This is a genomic window from Nonomuraea sp. NPDC003707 (genome assembly GCF_053587055.1).
This window is the reverse complement of sequence record NZ_JBSFNK010000014.1, coordinates 141978-158474: the sequence shown is the minus strand read 5'-3', so window position 1 is coordinate 158474 and position 16497 is coordinate 141978. Positions and strand designations below refer to the sequence as shown.

At 68.8% G+C, this 16497-nt stretch carries 17 protein-coding genes; 7 read left to right on the top strand and 10 right to left on the bottom strand.

Features of this window, described 5'->3' with window-relative positions; all coding sequences use genetic code 11:
• Nucleotides 1–10 precede the first annotated feature (10 nt).
• From ACWDRB_RS33050 to ACWDRB_RS33040, 3 genes are all read right to left on the bottom strand, one after another.
• Nucleotides 11–889 carry an HpcH/HpaI aldolase/citrate lyase family protein gene (locus ACWDRB_RS33050; RefSeq protein ID WP_449900316.1) on the bottom strand — a complete coding sequence of 293 codons (879 nt, stop codon included), beginning with the start codon at nt 887–889 and terminating at the stop codon, nt 11–13.
• Nucleotides 879–2102: a CaiB/BaiF CoA transferase family protein gene (locus ACWDRB_RS33045; RefSeq protein WP_449900314.1), complete on the bottom strand. Its 1224-nt coding sequence runs from the start codon at nt 2100–2102 to the stop codon at nt 879–881. The genes ACWDRB_RS33050 and ACWDRB_RS33045 overlap by 11 nt, the downstream gene beginning before the upstream one ends.
• Nucleotides 2103–2213: 111 nt before the next feature.
• On the bottom strand, nt 2214–3143 hold the full coding sequence (locus tag ACWDRB_RS33040; protein ID WP_357743098.1) for a LysR family transcriptional regulator: 930 nt from the start codon (nt 3141–3143) through the stop codon (nt 2214–2216).
• Between the two features lie 149 nt (nt 3144–3292).
• Here ACWDRB_RS33040 and ACWDRB_RS33035 point away from each other — a divergent pair, with 149 nt between their 5' ends.
• From ACWDRB_RS33035 to ACWDRB_RS33025, 3 genes are read left to right on the top strand one after another with little or no spacing between them, the layout of a single operon-like run.
• A complete protein-coding gene (locus tag ACWDRB_RS33035; RefSeq protein WP_449900312.1) occupies nt 3293–4597 on the top strand; it encodes a CitMHS family transporter in 1305 nt (434 codons plus the stop codon).
• Between the two features lie 16 nt (nt 4598–4613).
• Nucleotides 4614–6578, top strand: a complete 1965-nt coding sequence (locus tag ACWDRB_RS33030) for a DUF6351 family protein (RefSeq protein WP_449900310.1) — start codon at nt 4614–4616, stop codon at nt 6576–6578.
• Nucleotides 6579–6614: 36 nt separating this feature from the next.
• The gene (locus tag ACWDRB_RS33025; protein WP_449900308.1) at nt 6615–8144 is read left to right on the top strand and encodes a CocE/NonD family hydrolase; all 1530 of its coding nucleotides are present in this window, start codon (nt 6615–6617) and stop codon (nt 8142–8144) included.
• Between the two features lie 86 nt (nt 8145–8230).
• On the opposite strand, the gene ACWDRB_RS33020 is transcribed toward ACWDRB_RS33025, so the two are convergent.
• Entirely contained in the window at nt 8231–9061 is an 831-nt protein-coding gene (locus tag ACWDRB_RS33020) for a DUF4429 domain-containing protein (protein WP_449900306.1), read from the bottom strand.
• A gap of 551 nt (nt 9062–9612) precedes the next feature.
• On the opposite strand from ACWDRB_RS33020, the gene ACWDRB_RS33015 reads away from it, so the two are divergent.
• Complete coding sequence (locus ACWDRB_RS33015) at nt 9613–9822, top strand: hypothetical protein (RefSeq protein ID WP_449900304.1); 210 nt, start codon at nt 9613–9615, stop codon at nt 9820–9822.
• 396 nt (nt 9823–10218) lie between these two features.
• On the opposite strand, the gene ACWDRB_RS33010 is transcribed toward ACWDRB_RS33015, so the two are convergent.
• The 4 genes from ACWDRB_RS33010 to ACWDRB_RS32995 all read right to left on the bottom strand — a co-directional run bounded on the left by ACWDRB_RS33010 (nt 10219) and on the right by ACWDRB_RS32995 (nt 13571).
• Nucleotides 10219–10647 (bottom strand): hypothetical protein, encoded by a 429-nt coding sequence (locus tag ACWDRB_RS33010; protein ID WP_449900301.1) that lies wholly within the window; start codon nt 10645–10647, stop codon nt 10219–10221.
• A 151-nt stretch (nt 10648–10798) separates the two neighbouring features.
• Nucleotides 10799–12865: a hypothetical protein gene (locus tag ACWDRB_RS33005; RefSeq protein ID WP_449900298.1), complete on the bottom strand. Its 2067-nt coding sequence runs from the start codon at nt 12863–12865 to the stop codon at nt 10799–10801.
• A gap of 26 nt (nt 12866–12891) precedes the next feature.
• On the bottom strand, nt 12892–13143 hold the full coding sequence (locus ACWDRB_RS33000) for a hypothetical protein (protein ID WP_449900295.1): 252 nt from the start codon (nt 13141–13143) through the stop codon (nt 12892–12894).
• A gap of 176 nt (nt 13144–13319) precedes the next feature.
• Nucleotides 13320–13571 carry a GntR family transcriptional regulator gene (locus ACWDRB_RS32995; RefSeq protein ID WP_449900293.1) on the bottom strand — a complete coding sequence of 84 codons (252 nt, stop codon included), beginning with the start codon at nt 13569–13571 and terminating at the stop codon, nt 13320–13322.
• Between the two features lie 204 nt (nt 13572–13775).
• Here ACWDRB_RS32995 and ACWDRB_RS32990 point away from each other — a divergent pair, with 204 nt between their 5' ends.
• The 3 genes from ACWDRB_RS32990 (at nt 13776) to ACWDRB_RS32980 (ending at nt 15192) form a co-directional block, all read left to right on the top strand.
• Complete coding sequence (locus ACWDRB_RS32990; RefSeq protein WP_449900290.1) at nt 13776–13919, top strand: hypothetical protein; 144 nt, start codon at nt 13776–13778, stop codon at nt 13917–13919.
• 1 nt (nt 13920) lies between these two features.
• Nucleotides 13921–14205, top strand: coding sequence for a hypothetical protein (locus ACWDRB_RS32985; RefSeq protein ID WP_449900287.1), 285 nt, complete (start codon nt 13921–13923; stop codon nt 14203–14205).
• Between the two features lie 510 nt (nt 14206–14715).
• Nucleotides 14716–15192 (top strand): hypothetical protein, encoded by a 477-nt coding sequence (locus ACWDRB_RS32980; RefSeq protein ID WP_449900284.1) that lies wholly within the window; start codon nt 14716–14718, stop codon nt 15190–15192.
• Here the strand turns inward: ACWDRB_RS32980 and ACWDRB_RS32975 are convergent.
• Nucleotides 15152–15367, bottom strand: coding sequence for a hypothetical protein (locus ACWDRB_RS32975; RefSeq protein WP_350730290.1), 216 nt, complete (start codon nt 15365–15367; stop codon nt 15152–15154). The genes ACWDRB_RS32980 and ACWDRB_RS32975 overlap by 41 nt on opposite strands.
• A gap of 352 nt (nt 15368–15719) precedes the next feature.
• Nucleotides 15720–16493 carry an ABC transporter ATP-binding protein gene (locus ACWDRB_RS32970; RefSeq protein WP_319718892.1) on the bottom strand — a complete coding sequence of 258 codons (774 nt, stop codon included), beginning with the start codon at nt 16491–16493 and terminating at the stop codon, nt 15720–15722.
• Nucleotides 16494–16497 lie beyond the last annotated feature (4 nt).

Sequence of the window (16497 nt, the reverse complement as noted above, 5' to 3'; positions counted from 1 at the left end):
CGCAACCGGTTTATCGGCCGTACCGGTCGAGGACGGCGCGTGCCGTGGCGGCCATGGCCTCGTCCACCATCTCGCCCTCGAACGTCACCGCTCCCGACCCGCCGGCCTGGGCCGCCTCCACCGCCGCGATCAGCCGGGCGTAGCGGGCCAGCTCGTCGGGGGAGGGGGAGAAGGCCGCGTTGATGACGGGGACGTGGGAGGGGTGGATGGCCATCATGCCCTCGTAGCCGAGCGAGCGGTTCTGCGCGGCGAAGGAGCGCAGCCCGTCCAGGTCGCCGATGCTCGTCCACAGGCCCGCGACCGGGTTGGGGATCCCGGCGGCGCGCACGTCGAGGAGCACGCGGGAGCGCAGGCCGAGCGTGCTCTCCGGGGTCCAGCGGTAGCCGACGGCGCGGGCGACGTCGCCGCCCGGCGCGGTGACGGCGCCGAGGTAGGCGATCCGGGACGGGGCCGCCATGGCGACGTCGTACGCCGCCCGCAGCCCGGAGGCCGTCTCCAGCAGCGGCACCAGGGCGATGTGCCCCCGAGGCAGGCCGCGCTCGCGCTCGCACCAGGCGAGCAGCCGGTCGGCGAGGCGCACGTCCTCCGGGCCGCTCACCTTGGGCAGCACGACCCCGGTGAGCCGCTCGTGCGCGACGGCCCGCAGCTCCTCCGCCCCCGCCCACCCGTCCAGCGGGTTGACGCGGACGAACAGGGCCAGGTGCCCCGCGTAGCCGGCCACTGCCTCGGCCACCGCGCGGCGAGCCTCGGACTTGCCGACGTCGGGGACCGCGTCCTCGAGGTCGAGGATGACCGCGTCGGCCCCGGCCGCCTCCGCCTTGGCCAGCCACTCCGTCCTGGTGCCGGGGACGAAGAGCAGGGAACGGAGCAGGGGACGCTCAGATGACACCGTGCTGCTCCAGCTCCGCCAGCTCCTCCTCGGCGAGCCCCAGCCACTCGTGGTAGACGAGGTGGTTGTCCTGCCCGAGCGCGGGGCCGGTGCGCCAGACCTTTCCTGGCTGCCGGTGGAAGTGGGGGATCACGCCCTGCATGCGCACGGGGCCGAGGTCGGCGTCGTCGACGGTGATGATGTCGCCGCGCTCGGCGTAGACCGGGTCGGCGGCGATGTCGGCGGCGGTGAACACCCGCGAGGCCACCACCTCCGCTCGGGCGAACTCCGCCAGGCACTCGTCCGTGGTCCGCGCGGCCACCCACTCCCGCAGGCCCTTGTCCAGGGTCTCCCGGCCCTCATGCTGCTGCGCGGACGTGGCGAAGTCCTCGTCGGGCAGGCCGAGCAGGCGGGCCACGTTGCGTACCGAGCGGAGGGTCGCGGACGTCACGGTGATCCACTCGCCGTCGCCCGAGCGGTAGGTGTTGATCACCGCGGCGGGCGCGACGGCGAGCTGGTTGCCCGCCCGTTCGGGTACGACGCCGAGCTGGTCGTAGGCGATGATCTGCCACTCGATCAGCCGGTAGAGGGGCTCGAAGAGGGCCAGGTCGATCCACTCGCCGTCGAAGCCGGGGTCGCCCGCGCGGCGGTGGAGGGCGGCGAGCACGGCGTACGCGCCCATCAGCCCGGTGACCGCGTCCCCGTGCGAGAACCCCGTGTGCACGGGCGGCCCGTCGGGGAACCCGGTCAGGTGCACCACCCCGCTCCTGGCCTCGCCCATCTTGCCGAAGCCCGGCTCGTTCGCCCGCGAGGACGTCGCCCCGAACCCCGAGATCTGCAGCAGGATCGCCTTCGGGTTGATCCGGTGCACGGCCTCCCAGTCCAGCTCCCAGTCGCGCAGCCGCCCGGCCCGCAGGGTGACGATCACGACGTCCGCCCAGGCGACCAGCCGGTGGGCGATCTCGCGTCCGGCGGCGTGGTGCAGGTCGAGGGTGACCGAACGCTTGTTGCGACCGGCGACCTTGAACCACAGGGGCACGCCGTCCCGTACCGGGCCCATCGCGCGGGCGGCGTCGCCGGCGCCGGGGGCCTCCACGTGCACCACGTCCGCACCCTGGTCGGCGAGCATGGAGCCGGCCATCGGCCCGGCCACCACGTGCGCGAACTCCACCACCTTCAGCCCGCGCAGCTGCCCCTGGCCGCTTCCGCCCGTTTCCTGACCCGTGCCTGTCACCCGCGCTCCTTCGCCTCCCGATCCGTTTCATCCTGCCGAGGCGGTGAAATGCGTGTCCAGCACAAGAAACCCATCATTCAATGCGCTTTGCGCATGAATCACGGGGTGGCCTCAGTCGCGGTTCCAGGAGACGCCCGCGGGCAGGTCCCGCAGTTCGCGGCGGAACCCGTCCAGCAGGTCCAGGAACGCGCTCGTCGCCACCGGCAGCGTGCGGCGAGCCCTGACCACGACGTCCAGCCGGCGGTCCACGACGGGTTCGGCGAGCGGCCGGTAGACCAGCCGCCCCGCCCCCATCAGCGGCAGCACCAGCGCGGGCATCGCCGAGACCCCCAGCCCGGCCGTCACCAGCCCGCCCACCGTCGCCACGCTCCCCGCCTCGGCCGCCAGCGTCGGGACCGCCCCGGCCTGCGCGAACGCCGCGTCCGTGAGCCGCCGCACGCTCGACTCCGGCCCGATCGCGAGGAACGGCTCCCGGGCCAGCTCCTCCCAGGTGATCTCCGGGAGCTCGGTGAGCGGGTGGTCCTCGGGCAGCACGGCGTGGAAGCGGTCCTTGATCAGCGGGCGGTGTTCGAGCTGCTCGGGGGCGGCGCCGACGGTGGAGATCGCGAAGTCGGCGTCCCCCGAGAGCACCCGGCCGAGCACCACCTGCTCCAGGCCGTCCATGATCCGCAACCCGGCCATCGGCCGCCGCAGCCGGAACTCGGAGATCACCCGGGGCAGCAGCACCGCGGCCACCGACGGCAGCGTGGCCACGGCCACCACGCCCGACTCGCCGAGCAGGTAGCGCTCCAGCTCCTTCATGCCCGACCGGTGCGCGGACACGATCTGCTCGGCGACCCGCAGCGTCTCCACCCCGGCCGCCGTCAGCTGCACGTTGCGGGTGTCGCGCTCCAGCAACTGCGCGCCGAGCAGCCGTTCCAGCTCGGCCACCGCGCGGCTGAGCGACGACTGCGACACGTGCATCTCGGCCGCCGCCGCCGTGAAGCTCGCCGCTCTGGCCACGGCGGCGTACGCGGCCAGCAGCCGCAGGTTCGCCTCCATGGCGCGAGCATAGACCCGAACTTTTGCGCAGAACGCATGGATAAATGTTGCTTTGATGCTGGACCTGAGATTTCCTCGCTCGGAAACTCTTCCGTAACACTCCGGCACGTCACCCCCCGCGAGCCGGGCGAGGAAGAAGGCGAACACCGATGCTAGCGGCCCTGGGATTCACCACGATCGTTCTGTTCCTGCTGCTCACCATGACTAGGCGCGTGTCGGTCCTGATCGCGCTGGTGCTGATCCCGGTCCTGGCGGCGCTGGCCGGGGGCTTCGGCGGCGAGCTGGGGAAGATGGTCCTCGACGGGCTGACCAAGGTCGCGCCGACCGGCATCATGATCGCGTTCGCGGTCCTGTACTTCAGCCTGATGATCGACGCCGGCCTCTTCGATCCGCTCATCCGCGGCATCCTGCGCGTCGCCAAGGGCGATCCGCTCCGCATCGCCGTCGGCACCGCCGTACTGACCATGTGCGTGGCCCTCGACGGCGACGGCGCCTCGACGTTCCTCATCACGGTCTCGGCGCTGCTGCCGGTCTACCGGCGGCTCGGCATGAGCCCGCTCGTCCTGTCGGGCGTCGTCTGCCTGGGCGCCGGGGTCATGAACCTCATCCCCTGGGGCGGGCCCACCGCCCGCGCGATGGCGGCTCTGAAGCTGGACAGCTCACAGGTGTTCACGCCGGTCCTGCCCGCGATGGCGGCGGGGATCGCGTGGGTGCTGGTGGCGTCGTACCTGATCGGGCTCAAGGAGCGCCGCCGCCTCGGCATGATCTCCGCCCCCGAGATGCCTGAAGAGCGGCTGGTCGGCGAGGGCCCCGGCACCCAGCGGGCGCCCGTCCACCCGGCTCTGACCGCCTTCAACCTGGTCCTCACGGTCGCCCTGCTGGTCGGGCTCGTGCTGCAGGTGATGCCGCTGCCGGTGCTGTTCGTGGTCGGGTTCGCGATCGCGCTGCTGGTCAACCACCCGACCTGGGAACGCCAGCAGGAGCTCCTGGAGAAGCACGGCAAGAGCGTCGTCCTGGTCACCACGATGATCTTCGCGGCCGGCGTGTTCACCGGCGTCCTCACCGGCACCAAGATGATCAGCAGCATGGCGTCGGCGTTCGTGAGCGTCATCCCCGACTCCCTCGGCGGGCACCTGCCCGTGCTGGTGGCCCTCACCGGCATGCCGCTCAGCCTGGTCTTCACCCCCGACGCCTACTACTTCGGCGTCCTGCCCGTGCTCGCCGAGACCGTCAGCGGCTTCGGCGGCGCTCCGGCCGAGGTGGCCAGGGCGGCCATCCTCGGCCAGATGACCACCGGATTCCCGCTGAGCCCGCTCACCGCGTCCACGTTCATCCTGGTCGGGATGAGCGGCGTGCAACTGGGCGAGCACCAGCGCTTCATCTTCAAGTGGGCCTTCGCCACCACCCTCGTGATGACCGTGGTCGCGCTGCTCACGGGCGCGTTCTCCCTCTGACCCCCCGGAGAGTGACATGACCTGGCGCGAGCTTGCCCTCATACCGGCGCTGGTGGCGCTGCCGCTGTCCCCGCCGCAGCCGGATCTCGACATCCACGTGCTCTCGAACCGGGCCGACCTCGTCTCGGGAGGTGACGCGCTGGTCAGGGTCACCGGCTCCGCACGGGTACGGGTCGAGCTCAACGGCGCCGACGTCACCTCCCGCTTCGCGCCCGGGCCGGACGGCACGCTGACCGGGCTGGTCGACGGCCTCTCGCCCGGCGCGAACGTCCTGACCGTCCGCCCGCCGCGAGGACGGGCCGAGCGGCTGACCATCACCGACCACCCGCCGGGCGGCCCGGTGTTCTCGGGCCCGCAGGTGCGGCCGTGGCAGTGCCAGACCGCCGAGAACGGCCTCGGCCCCGCGCTGAACGACCGGTGCGACGCCGCCCCGGTCCGCCGCGAGATCACCCTCGGCAACGGCGTCAAGGCCACCCTCGAACGCGGCACCGTCAACCGCGGGATCTACGACGTGCTCGTGCCGGCGAACTGGAACCACAAGCTGGTGTGGGTGTTCGGGGCGGGCACGGGCCAGCAGTACCGGCAGGGCGTCTCCCGCGGGCTGAGCATGCCGGAGGCGCAGGAGGCGGCCGCCAAGGGGTTCGCGGTGGCGTCGTCCACGATGACCGACAACTCCCTGCACAGCAACGATGTCACCTCCGCCGAGACCGTCATGATGGTCAAGGAGCGCGTCGTCGAGACGTACGGCGAGATCCGCTACACCATCGGCCGCGGCGGCTCGGGCGGGGCGCTGCAGCAGTACCTCGTCGCCGACGCCTACCCGGGCCTGCTGGACGGCCTCCTGCCGACCCAGGACTGGCCGGACCAGATCGTCGGGGCCTACCGCGAGTTCGGCGACTGCGCCGCGCTGGTCCGCGCCATGGACGCCTCGCCGCTGTGGAGCGACCCCGACGACAGGACCGCCGTCTTCGGGCACGGCGGCACCGGCGTCTGCGCCACCTCCGCGGGCCGCGCCCCTGACTACATGAAGCCCGACGACGGCACGTCCTGCGCGGGCGAGGCCAGCTACGACCCGGCACGCAACCCCGGCGGCGTCCGCTGCACCCTCCAGGACTTCATGATCTCCATTTACGGCGCCCGTCCGCAGGGGTGCGCCGGGGTGCCGTGCGCCCGGCGGCCGTGGGACAACGTCGGCGTCCAGTACGGCCTGACCGCGCTGCGCGACGGCCGCATCAGCGCCGAACAGTTCGTCGACCTCAACCAGCGGGTCGGCGGGTTCGACATCGACATGACCTGGACCCCGTCGCGGAGCGAGGCCGACGCCGCGGCCGTCGAGATCGCGCACCGCACGGGACGCGTCGTCTTCGGCCGAGGGTTGGCCCAGGTGCCGATCCTCGTGGTCCGCGGCACCGACAACAACGACTACCACTACCCCTGGCGCAGCCTCGTGCTCCGCAACCGGCTCGACCGGGCCAACGGCCACCACCGCAACCAGGTGCTCTGGACGAACGGCAGCGACGGCTCGCCCCTGGACGTCATGGACCGCTGGCTCGCCGCCGTCGAGGCCGACCGCCGGCCGATCCCGCTGCCCGCCAAGGTCGTACGCCACCGGCCCACCGAGGCAGTGGACGCCTGCTGGATCTCCGGCGCCAAGGTCACCGACCAGGCCGCCTGCGACCAGGCGTACCCGCACAAGGCCGACACCCGGGTCGCGGCCGGCGAGGGGCCGACCAGCGACCTGCTGAAATGCCGCCTCAAGCCGCTGCGGCGGGGGGACTACGACGGCGTCGCGTTCACGGGGGAGCAGTGGGCGCGGCTGCGCTCGGCCTTCCCCGCGGGCGTGTGCGACTACTCCCGCCCCGGAGCCGGCCAGACGGACCCGGCCACGGGCCGCCTCCGGCCGCCACAGCCCTGGCTCACCTTCACCACCGGCCCCGGCGGCACCCCCCTCGGCCCCCCTCCGTCCTCCCACCCCCTCTAACCCACCCCCTCGCTCTTCACCCCAGAGGACCGGAAGATGAAACCCCTCAAGATCATGGCCGCACTTTCCGCCGCCGCCCTGGCCCTGACCTGCGGCCCCGCCCTTCCCGCAGCCGCCGAACCCGCTCTTCCCACATCCCTCCCTCCCGACCCGTTCTTCGCCTACGACCGCCCCGCCGAGTACGGCGTCCACCGGGAACGCGTCACCGTACCCCTGCGCGACGGCAGCCACCTGGCCTGCGACCTGCACCGTCCCGCCACCGCCGACGGCACCCCCGCCCCCGGCCGCTTCCCCGGCATCGTCTACGACTACAACGCCTACAACCAGCTAGGCCCCCAGGGCCAGGCCGCCGCGTACTTCGTCACCCGGGGCTACGTCGCGGCCGTGTGCAACGTCCGGGGCTCAGGCGACTCGCCCGGCTACCTCGACCCCTTCAGCGGCCAGGAGCAGCGCGACAACTACGACCTCATCGAGTGGCTGGCAGCCCAGCCCTGGTCGACGGGCCGGATCGGGCAGACGGGCGTCAGCTACGGCGGGCACTCGTCCCTGCTCGTCGCCGTCAACAAGCCACCCCACCTGGCCGCCATCATCCCCGTGGACGGCATCAGCGACTGGTACGAGAACACCATCTACCGGGGCGGCATCTACTCGGCCAGGATCCGCGACTGGCAGCGCTCCGTCGCCCCCGACACCCTCGTCACGTACGCCCAGCACCCCCTCTACGACGACTTCTGGCGCGAACGCAGCGTCAAGTCCCGCTGGAAGAACCTCGACGTCCCCGTCCTGGAGATCGCCGGCTGGTACGACCGCTACCGCCAGGGCATGGTGGAGAACCTCCAGGCGCGCGAGCGCAACGTCTGGCTGGTGTCCGGCCCCTGGGTGCACGGCTGGCCGGCCGGGCAGCCCGCCGACATCGGCAACGGCGCCTATCTCGCCTGGTGGGACCGCTGGCTGGCCCGCCGCCCGGGCACCCCGCTACCCGCCGCCAGGGTGACCTCGTACGAGGCGCCCGGCACGGGATGGCAGCAGCTCGACAGCTGGCCCCCTGCCGGAGCGCGGCCGGTGAAGCTCGGCCTCGGAGCGGACGGCACCCTGGCCCCCGACCCCGGCAGGCCCGCCACCCGCACCTTCGAGGTCAACACCGAGCCGGTCGCGGGCAGGCCGGGTCAGCGGCTGTCCTTCGCGACCGGGCCGCTCCAGCGCGACCTGGTCCTCGCGGGGGAGGTCCAGGCCAAGGTACGGGCCTCGTTCACGGCGGCCGACGGCAACCTCGCGGTCGTGGTGCAGGACGTCGCCCCCGACGGCACGTCCACCCGCATCACCCAGGGCTGGCTGAAGGCGAGCCACCGCTCCGGCCACGAGCGCGCGGTCCCGGTACGCCCCGGCAAGACGTACGACCTGGACATCCGCACCTGGCCCACGCACTATCGTGTCGCGGCCGGGCACAGCATCAGCGTCACGGTGTCCAGCGACGACTACCCGGAGATCGACTCCGACGCCCCAGCGGGACAGGTGTCGCTGAAGCTCGGCCACGGCGGCTCAACCATCCACCTGACCACCCTCTGACCCGTCGCCCGCCCCCACCCGCCCCCGCGTGTCCCCACCCGTCCGCACCCGGGCTCACATGGGGGCCGGGCCGCACCCGGACGGACTCACATGCGAGACAACAGCTCAGCCTTCTTCGCCTGGAACTCCTCCTCGGAGAGCAGCCCGGCGTCCCGCAGATCGCCCAGCTTCGCGATCAACTCGGCCACCTCGGCACCCGACGGCGCCGGGCGCACCTCCGGGGCCGCCGGAGCCGGAATCGACGCGAGAACGGCGGCCGCGAAGGGCAGGGACTTGTGCGTCGCCCCCCAACCGAGCCCGAAGACGACAGAGGCCGGATCCTTGTTCGGATCGGGATCCGGCCGCCCCCCGCGAACCCTCAACCGGAGACAGCCGCTCGCCCCCTCCGGCGCGTGCCACTCGACGCTCTCCAGATCCGAGACCGAGAACCGCTGGTCACCCGCGGAGTACTTGGCGGTCGACGCCCCCGACCAGAACCACGTGAACGTGATGGCCTCACCGTCGAACGTCGCCGCCCCGTCCCACCCCTTGAACGAACGGGGCACCGAAGGCGCCTGCACCATGAACCGCGTCACCGGCCCGGACTCGCCGATGGCCGCCCGCAACTCATCCGCGTAATAGTCGGCGAGCGTCTCCCGCCCGGAGGGAAGCACGAGCCGGTAGGGCTCGGCCGCCTCCTGGAGCTGCCCGGCCGCCGCGGTCATGACCGGATCGGCACCCCGCCTGGGCACCACACGCAGCACCACGGTGCCCCTCTTACCGGCCACCACGGTCACCTCGGCGATCGCCGCATGAGGGATGACACGTTCACCGAGCTCGGAAACGAGTTTGGGGACCTTGGCACCTTCGGGCCGTATCCGCAGCGCATCCGCCTCGAACACCCAAACGCAACCCTGGCCCGCCAGGACATCATCCACGAAAACAGGCTAGGCGATCGAGACTACATACGGCACTCGTCCAGTTGGGCCATGGGCATGACCAGCGGGGCGGGTCAGCCCTGGGCGCAGGCGAGTGGCACACCGCAGGCGTCCTCGGCGGAGAGGTGGAAGCCGTCGGGGGCGATGGCGTTGGCCTTGACGAGCTTGCGCGCGGTGGTCAGGTGGGTCACGGTGACGGTGCGGGCGTCCGGCAGGGGTGGCGCGGGCAGGAGGTGTCCGAAAGCAGTTCGCCGAGTACGGAGCGCGGGACGATCTCCACGCGGCCGTCCGCAGCAGCAGTACCCGCTGGACGCCGTCGATGCGACAGCTGGCACCCAGCACCCACGCGTAGCGCTCCCGGTGGGCGTCCAGCTCGCTGTCGGGGAAGATCGGCAGCACTGCTCGATAGCGCCGTTAGGAGGGCCGAGATACCGCGGTTGGTGGACGTACTCGGGGGTGTGATGCTGAGCGGGCTGGAGCGCGGCCCCCTGGGGTGTGGACGAGGTCGATGCGGACGGCTATTTCGGATACTGCGATTGAGAGGTGCCGCGATGGCAGATGTCCAGGCCAAGCGTGTTCAACCCGGGACCATCGATGCCGAGATGGCTGGTCGCGCCGTGCGGCGAATCAAGGACTACCTCATGCGATATCCCGACCAGACGACCATTCGCGTCGCGGGCGAGCACGGTGACGAGGCGCCTTGTGAGGCTGTGAGTCTGCTCGCCTTCACCCTCGCTCAGGCGGCTGAAGGGCGGGGGTAACGGTCATCCCATCCCACTCCACTCAACTCGCCGTACTCGGCAAGAGCAAGCCATCTGAAACATGGCCTTCGTAGTCGTCTACGACGCGAACGTGCTGTACGGCTACTCATCCGTCTCGCTATAACGGGGCGCATACAGGCCGACAAGGCAACGACGATCTTGCCTCCTTGAATCGCGCTTGTCCGGCCACGTCAAGCGCTAGGCGCATAGACACGCAGACAGTCACGCATCACTGTCGCCAGACGATTACGGATCGTGTATCTCGGGGGAGTAGCACGGTGTTCCTGGGATGACCTGCTCGGCTTGTCAGGTTCATGTCGTCTGCCCACCTGACGCCGTGATGGAGCCTGCTGGGTTGCGATCAAGATCCCGCCGAAGCTGAGGCGTCACCGTAAGTCATTTGCCCGGAGGCGGGCCGCCGGGTTCGCAGTCGAACATCTCGGCGAACCGTCGCTGAGCTATTTGCATGAGCTGGATGAGGTCGTGGTCCTGGTCCCGAGCCGGATTTTTCTTGATGTAGATCCTTATGAGCGGGCTCTTGTCCCCGCATTTGAACCACGCTGCCGCTGCACGGAACGGATAGCCACGGATCTCGTCGTTGCCCATTTCGCCCATGCCAAGCTCGGTAGGGAGCTTCACTCGCTCTTCTTTTTCCTTGCCCTTGATGTAGTTCTCCAAGACCTTCTGGTCGGCCGATCGGTCGTAGCCTGTGACAAGGATGCTCTGCACGTCGTTCGTGACCGCACAGCTGTCCCCGACAGCACTACGTTTGCTGGGTCCCGCCGTGTACTGGCCGGTGTATCCGGTCAGCTCGGCCACCGCCACTTGAGGAATGAAATGACACACGTAGGGGGGCTTGTCGGCAACGGGATGCCGTGCGGGTACGGGAGTTGCCGTCGAGACGCTGGGCTTGTCCGGGGCGCAGGAGGCTATCGGCACAAGCGCGGCGGCAAGGCAGAGCCACCCTGCCAGGCGCCTACCCATCGTGCCCTCCCTTAGAAGCGCCGAGGCTCTTCCTGAATTCATGGTTGCCTGTGAGAACGTTCTGTTGCGCTTCGCCGAAATCAGAGGGCACTCCGGAATGGCCCTCTATCCAGTCCGCGAAGGCATCGTATTCCTGCCGGTTCATGAGGTGTGGAGCTTTGACTCGCGGTGGATCGCCGACCACAAAAATTTGCTTGTCCAGGGCGTCACGCCGATAGTATTCATGGGCTACAGCGGATGATTCGAGCATTTGTTTCAATAGCTGTTCGACGGTTTTCTCGTTCGTCGAGATGTCGCCGAATGCCTTGGCCGTCTTACCGCCGCCGTGCCCAGCCTGTTCCACCAGCCAGTTTCCGGCCTTCGCGTAGCCGTCCTTGACGAAGTTCTCGTAGATGGTGTCGGCCGCCTTGAGTCCCACTTTGCCCACCTGTCCGGCGAAGGGAATGGGGACGAGGCCGATGCCCTCCTCGACCATTTTCCGGAAGGCCGCGTCCGCGGCGTCGGCCTCCTTGCCTCGGCCGACCAGCGCCAGCTTGCGTGCCTCGAGCAGGTGCCCCAGCGCCTTGGAGTCGTTCGTGATCACGTTTTGCAGAAAAGTGTTGTCGTGCGCCGCGATCGCCTGGTCGATCCTGCCCCGCATGTGTGCGATCTGCCCGAAGAGCAGGGCCTGATACCCCTTCTCATCGGCGGCCACGTCGAGCAGGACAAGATCGATGTCCGGCGGGCTGAATTCGGCGATCGGCCGCCCATCGACGATGCCCGTAAACTCCCCGTCCTTCGCCCGCGCGTAGTTCTTGTAGTACGAGCTGACGATGTCACCGGTGTGCTCGGCGAGGATGCGGCCCATGTTGTCGCGGATGCCGGAGAGGCGATCGAGTTCCGACGGATTCTTGATCTCGAGCTCTCCGGCGTCGTTGAACGACACATGCGGCTTGACCTCGTCGGCGAGTATTTGCGTGGCCATGACGGCCAGCCGCTTGGAGTCGGCGTCTGCGCCCTTCATCGCCGCCTCCATGGCCTCCCCCAGCGATTCGCCGCGATCGCCCATCTCCCACTGGGGCCGCCGGTCGCTCATCAGGTACTTCAGCAGGTCCTTGTTGTCGAGCAGCGCCTGCGCGCGCTCTCGCGACGTGCTCGCAACGGTCATCAACGCGGCGATCGGATCGGCGGCGCCGATGACGTCGGAATCCTGGAACGGCCGCGTGTCGATGGGCGCGGGAAGGTTGTAGACGTCGGTGTCCTTCGGCAGGAACCGCGTGCGATGCTCTTTCAGGTAGTCGCGGTCCCACTGGATCATGTCCTGGCCGATGGTCCTCATGAACCACTCGCTGTACGCCTCTTTCGGCGCCGCCGCGAGGATCTGGCCGAGTGACCAATATCCAGGGTTCGTCAGCCCGCCCATGTCAGGAGCCGGGATCTCCGTGCGCCCCTGTCGCTTCAGCTCCTCCATGAATTTCCGGTTGAGATGCGCGTTCTTTGTCGGGTCGGTGGCTGCGGCGAGGGCCTTGCTCAGCATGGACAGCACGTCGCGATTCTGCCGCCGGATGGCCGCCGCCGAATCGCGGTCGGCGTCGAGCGCCTTGCGTACCCGCGTTCCCATGGTGGCGGGAAGCGCCAAGAGACCCTGCGGGCCGAGTTGTTCGATGAGGGCGGTGGCGAACTGCGGGTCGGACAGTCGCCCCTTGTAGGCGGCGAGCTTTTCCAGAGCGCCCGCGTCTCCGCGCGCGGCGGCTGCGAACAGCGGGGCCGCCTGTGCCGCCTCGGCACGTACCCTGGCCGGGATTATCCTCGACTCGTCGATCTGCGCCATCCCGGCAGGGACGACCGCACCGGCGAGCGGGTTGCCGAACACGTCCACGTCGACTTTCTCGGCCTCGTACGCGAGATCGCGCCGCCGGTAGAGGTCGGGGGCCTGCTCGGTCAGCCACTGCCCGATCCGGCCGATCGCCGCCACTCCCGGGTGGGTGAGCTCGACCTCGTTCAGAATCGCCCGGAGCTGCGCCGCGCATTCGGCCAGGCCTTTTCCTGCATTTTGCACGCCGGAGCCGAGCTGGTGCATTTCTCTGGGGTCGATCGAGGAGAAAGTCATTCGTCTCTCGGCCCCATCACGGTCTGGTCGGAGATCGTTTCGTGAAGATGGTCGATAACCCCGCGAAGTCCGCGCCACAACTCCGCACGCTGCTGCGCCAGGTCACCGCCGAATCTATCGGCGACAGGCCCCGTCCACGTCCGCCCGCTCGACATTTGCGACAGTGGCTGGTCCAGTGTGTGCCAGTGCTGGTCAGACAATTCCTGCGCACGGCGCAGCGCGTTCATCAACTCGGCACGAGTAGTCATGAAGACCTCCCACCGAAGTGGTACGCAAGCCGTGCCACCGAAGTCTCAAATTCGTTCTGATTCACTTTGCCACGCCGCCATTCCCGACGTCATGCCGCCGAACGAAAACGGTATTCCTGTCTGCCGAGCGCGTCGATCTCCGCGATCAGAGCCGGCTCGGTACTCTGCCTTCGACGTCAGGCCTGTTGGGCGTCGTCGCGTTCGGTGACGAACAGTCCGCGACCGGGCGCGGTGATCAGAAGGCCCTCGTTCTTCAGCACGTCGAGTGCCTTCTTCACGGTGTTCCGGGACAGGCCGGATTCCTCTTCCAACTCCGTCTGAGACGGCACCTTGCGTCCAGGCGGAATCTCGCCGGCCTCGATGCGGGCACGAAGTGCGTCCGCCAGTTGGAGGTAGGGCGCACGCAGCCCATCGGGATCGATTCTCACGATGGGAAGGTTAGGCGGCCAGGATTATCCCGAGATAGGTAGGCCCGGCCATGGCCAGCCATGGCCTAGTTCGTTAAGATGCCTATATTCCTCGAGCCTTGAAGTTCGGGCCAACGCCGGTGGAAGCGCTGGAGTGGGGCCCTAAAACGGACACTGGAGGTCCAGTCCATGGCAGGTCCAACCACAGATCTACGATTCGAACCCTTGGCGGCTGAGATCCATGCCGTGCTTGAGAAGCATGGATACCGGCTGCCTCCGGGCGGTGATCACATCCGCGAACTCGTCATGGCCCGTGTCGACCTCGCACTCAAGAACCTCGTCGAGATCTTTGAAGGAAGGGTGTGGTGACATGGCGCGCGTGATTCCTGACTTCCACGGCCCGCACGTCGCACCGCCCCAGCCGGGCCACCTGGTATTGGCCTGGTATCAATCAGACCGCCGGGCTTTGCGCATCCGTGTCGTCTCGTGGACGTGCGAATGCCGGCCGACGACGTACGAGCTGTGTGCCGCCGTCGGTCAGGCTTTCGTCCGCCGTACCGACCGCGACAAGCGAACCGTCCACGAAACCGTGTGGACATTGACCGCTGCCGCCAGGCACACCTTCGGGCAGATCCTGCGCGGCGAGGACCGTTGATCGCCACAACTTTTAATATCACGCCTATTTTTGAAAGAAGTCTGGGTATGGTGGAGCTATGGCTGTACAGGATGAGCAGGCTCGGCTCGTAGTCGAGGATCTGGCTGACCTCATGTCCCTCGCACAGGGGCGAACGGCCGATCGGGCTCTTCATGCGGCGATCCGGCGCATGGCTCAACGGCACGACCGTGGGCCGCAGCCGAGCGCTGTACGGTTGTCCACAGCGGCCTCAGTTCTCGGCGTGACAGTTCCCACTGCTCGCTCGTGGATGAGTCACGGAGTGCTCGAAGCGGTTCCTGGCGAGGGTGTCGCTCGTGTGACGGCGACCTCACTGGCCCGGGTCGTGGTAGTCCTTCGCGAGATCGGCGAGGACGATCCTGGACGCAGACTCACCAAGGTGATCGCTGCGCTCCGTGACCGGGACCTGCTGCAACAGGCACAAGAAACGCTGGCGGGGAGCTCCGACTTCGTAGAGTACGACGAGGGCGATCTGGAGAGGTTGCTCCGTAGATGAGCCGCGCGCGCCGTTCCGGCGAGTCCCCCCGTGCAGTCCGTTTCCGCATCATCGTGGCCAAACAGGTCGATGCCACTGTCCGTGACACCGGGACGTCACGAAGAGTGAGGCAGGCGTTTGTCGCCGTTCATCGCGAAACGGTCGAGCGCGGATGTGCCGCTGCCCACTACCGACTCTCGGGCCCGGGATACTGGCCCCGATTCTGCGTCGTTCAGCTTCCCGAGAGCTGGCGGTTGGTGATGGGTTTCCCAGAGATCGACACCGTCGCCTTCCTGGTCCTCGACAAACATGACAACCGCACCGACCCCTACACCTTCCTTGAAAATGCCTTCAACCTGCCCGATCGGTCAGGCCACGGTGCGGGCCGCAGCCAAGCCAAGCCTGCCTGCTGCAGTGACGTGAACAGTCCGCCTCTTGCCGACGATGCTGACCTTATGAGTGCGATCGATGAGATCGTGCGGAGTCGTCGGTGAAACTGTCTGCCTTGCTCTCGTCCGTTTGCCGGCGAGAGTAAGGATGGCCGATGTACACACCTCGGGTGACTGGCGCCATCGCGCCGAGCGCGATCAGGATGGCGAGACCGACGAGTAGGACGACACCGGCGGCGAAGACCAGCAGTGCGATCCCCTCGATCGCGAACACGTGCATGAACGCTCTCCTATGAAGGCGCGGGGCGAGCTCCCCATCTTCATGCAGCGCCGACGTGCAGGATCAAACGCCATGGCTCCCGTGGCCATTGATGCTCCTGGGCCTTTGGCGCTGTCCATCTATGGATTGGCCAGCCGGGCAAGATACTGCCTGATCCAGCAGGCAGGGTGGGCATCGGCAGGCCCACCGCCTAGACGGTCAAGGGGTGGGCACGATGGCGCCGAAGGCGCGTGGGGGTGCGCCGAAGGCGCCTAGGGAAGGGCAGCCCGAGCGGAGCGAGGTCCTTTTGTTCGGGGCGGGTGTAAGCAGGCCCACCACCCAGATGGGCAACGGGTGGGGGAGCCCGGGCCACCTACACGGTGGCGTGGCTGCCGCGGACCAGGCGGCCGACCTCGGCGCGTAGGTGGACGAAGTCCGGGTGTTCGCGGGTCGTGATCTGGTCGCGCGGCCCGGGCAGTTCGACCTTGAGGTCGCCGACCACGTGGGCCGGGGCCTTGGACAGGACGACCACGCGGTCGCCCACGTAGACGCTCTCGTCGATGTCGTGCGTGATGAGCACGATCGTCATCTGGTGGTGGCCGCGTACCTTGAGGACGAGGTCTTCCAGGTCCTCGCGGGTCTGCGCGTCGACCGAGCCGAAGGGCTCGTCCATGAGCATCAGCGCCGGACGGTAGGCCAGCGCCCGCGCGATCGCCACCCGCTGCTGCATGCCCCCCGACAGCTGGAACGGGTATTTGCGCTCCGCGCCCGCCAGGCCGACCGACTCCAGGGCCTCCTGGGCGGCCTCGCGGCGCTGGCGCTTGTCCATGTTCTTGCGGCGCAGCGGCAGCGCCACGTTGTCGGCCACCGACATCCACGGGAACAGGGAGCGGCTGTAGTCCTGGAAGACCACGGCGAGGTTGTCCGGCGTCTGGCGTACGAGGTTGCCCTCGACCTTGATCTGCCCGCCCGTCGGCGTGAGCAGCCCGGCGATCGACCGCAGCAGGGTCGACTTGCCCGCCCCGGAGGGGCCGACGATGCACAGCAGCTCACCCGCGGCGACGCTCAGGTTGAGGCCCTCGATGGCGTGGTGCGCGTTGGGGGTACCGCCGCCGTAGACGTGGGAGAGGTTGTCTATCTCGAGCAATGGA

Excerpts from the sequence above, each read along its gene's own strand:
- ACWDRB_RS32980 (WP_449900284.1), top strand. The coding sequence starts at position 14,716 with ATGAGCCGCGCGCGCCGTTCCGGCGAGTCCCCCCGTGCAGTCCGTTTC.
- ACWDRB_RS33030 (WP_449900310.1), top strand. The coding sequence starts at position 4,614 with ATGACCTGGCGCGAGCTTGCCCTCATACCGGCGCTGGTGGCGCTGCCG.
- ACWDRB_RS33015 (WP_449900304.1), top strand. The coding sequence starts at position 9,613 with ATGGCAGATGTCCAGGCCAAGCGTGTTCAACCCGGGACCATCGATGCC.
- ACWDRB_RS33040 (WP_357743098.1), bottom strand. The coding sequence starts at position 3,143 with ATGGAGGCGAACCTGCGGCTGCTGGCCGCGTACGCCGCCGTGGCCAGA.
- ACWDRB_RS33025 (WP_449900308.1), top strand. The coding sequence starts at position 6,615 with ATGAAACCCCTCAAGATCATGGCCGCACTTTCCGCCGCCGCCCTGGCC.
- ACWDRB_RS32975 (WP_350730290.1), bottom strand. The coding sequence starts at position 15,367 with ATGCACGTGTTCGCGATCGAGGGGATCGCACTGCTGGTCTTCGCCGCC.
- ACWDRB_RS33005 (WP_449900298.1), bottom strand. The coding sequence starts at position 12,865 with ATGCACCAGCTCGGCTCCGGCGTGCAAAATGCAGGAAAAGGCCTGGCC.
- ACWDRB_RS32985 (WP_449900287.1), top strand. The coding sequence starts at position 13,921 with ATGGCGCGCGTGATTCCTGACTTCCACGGCCCGCACGTCGCACCGCCC.
- ACWDRB_RS33035 (WP_449900312.1), top strand. The coding sequence starts at position 3,293 with ATGCTAGCGGCCCTGGGATTCACCACGATCGTTCTGTTCCTGCTGCTC.
- ACWDRB_RS33000 (WP_449900295.1), bottom strand. The coding sequence starts at position 13,143 with ATGACTACTCGTGCCGAGTTGATGAACGCGCTGCGCCGTGCGCAGGAA.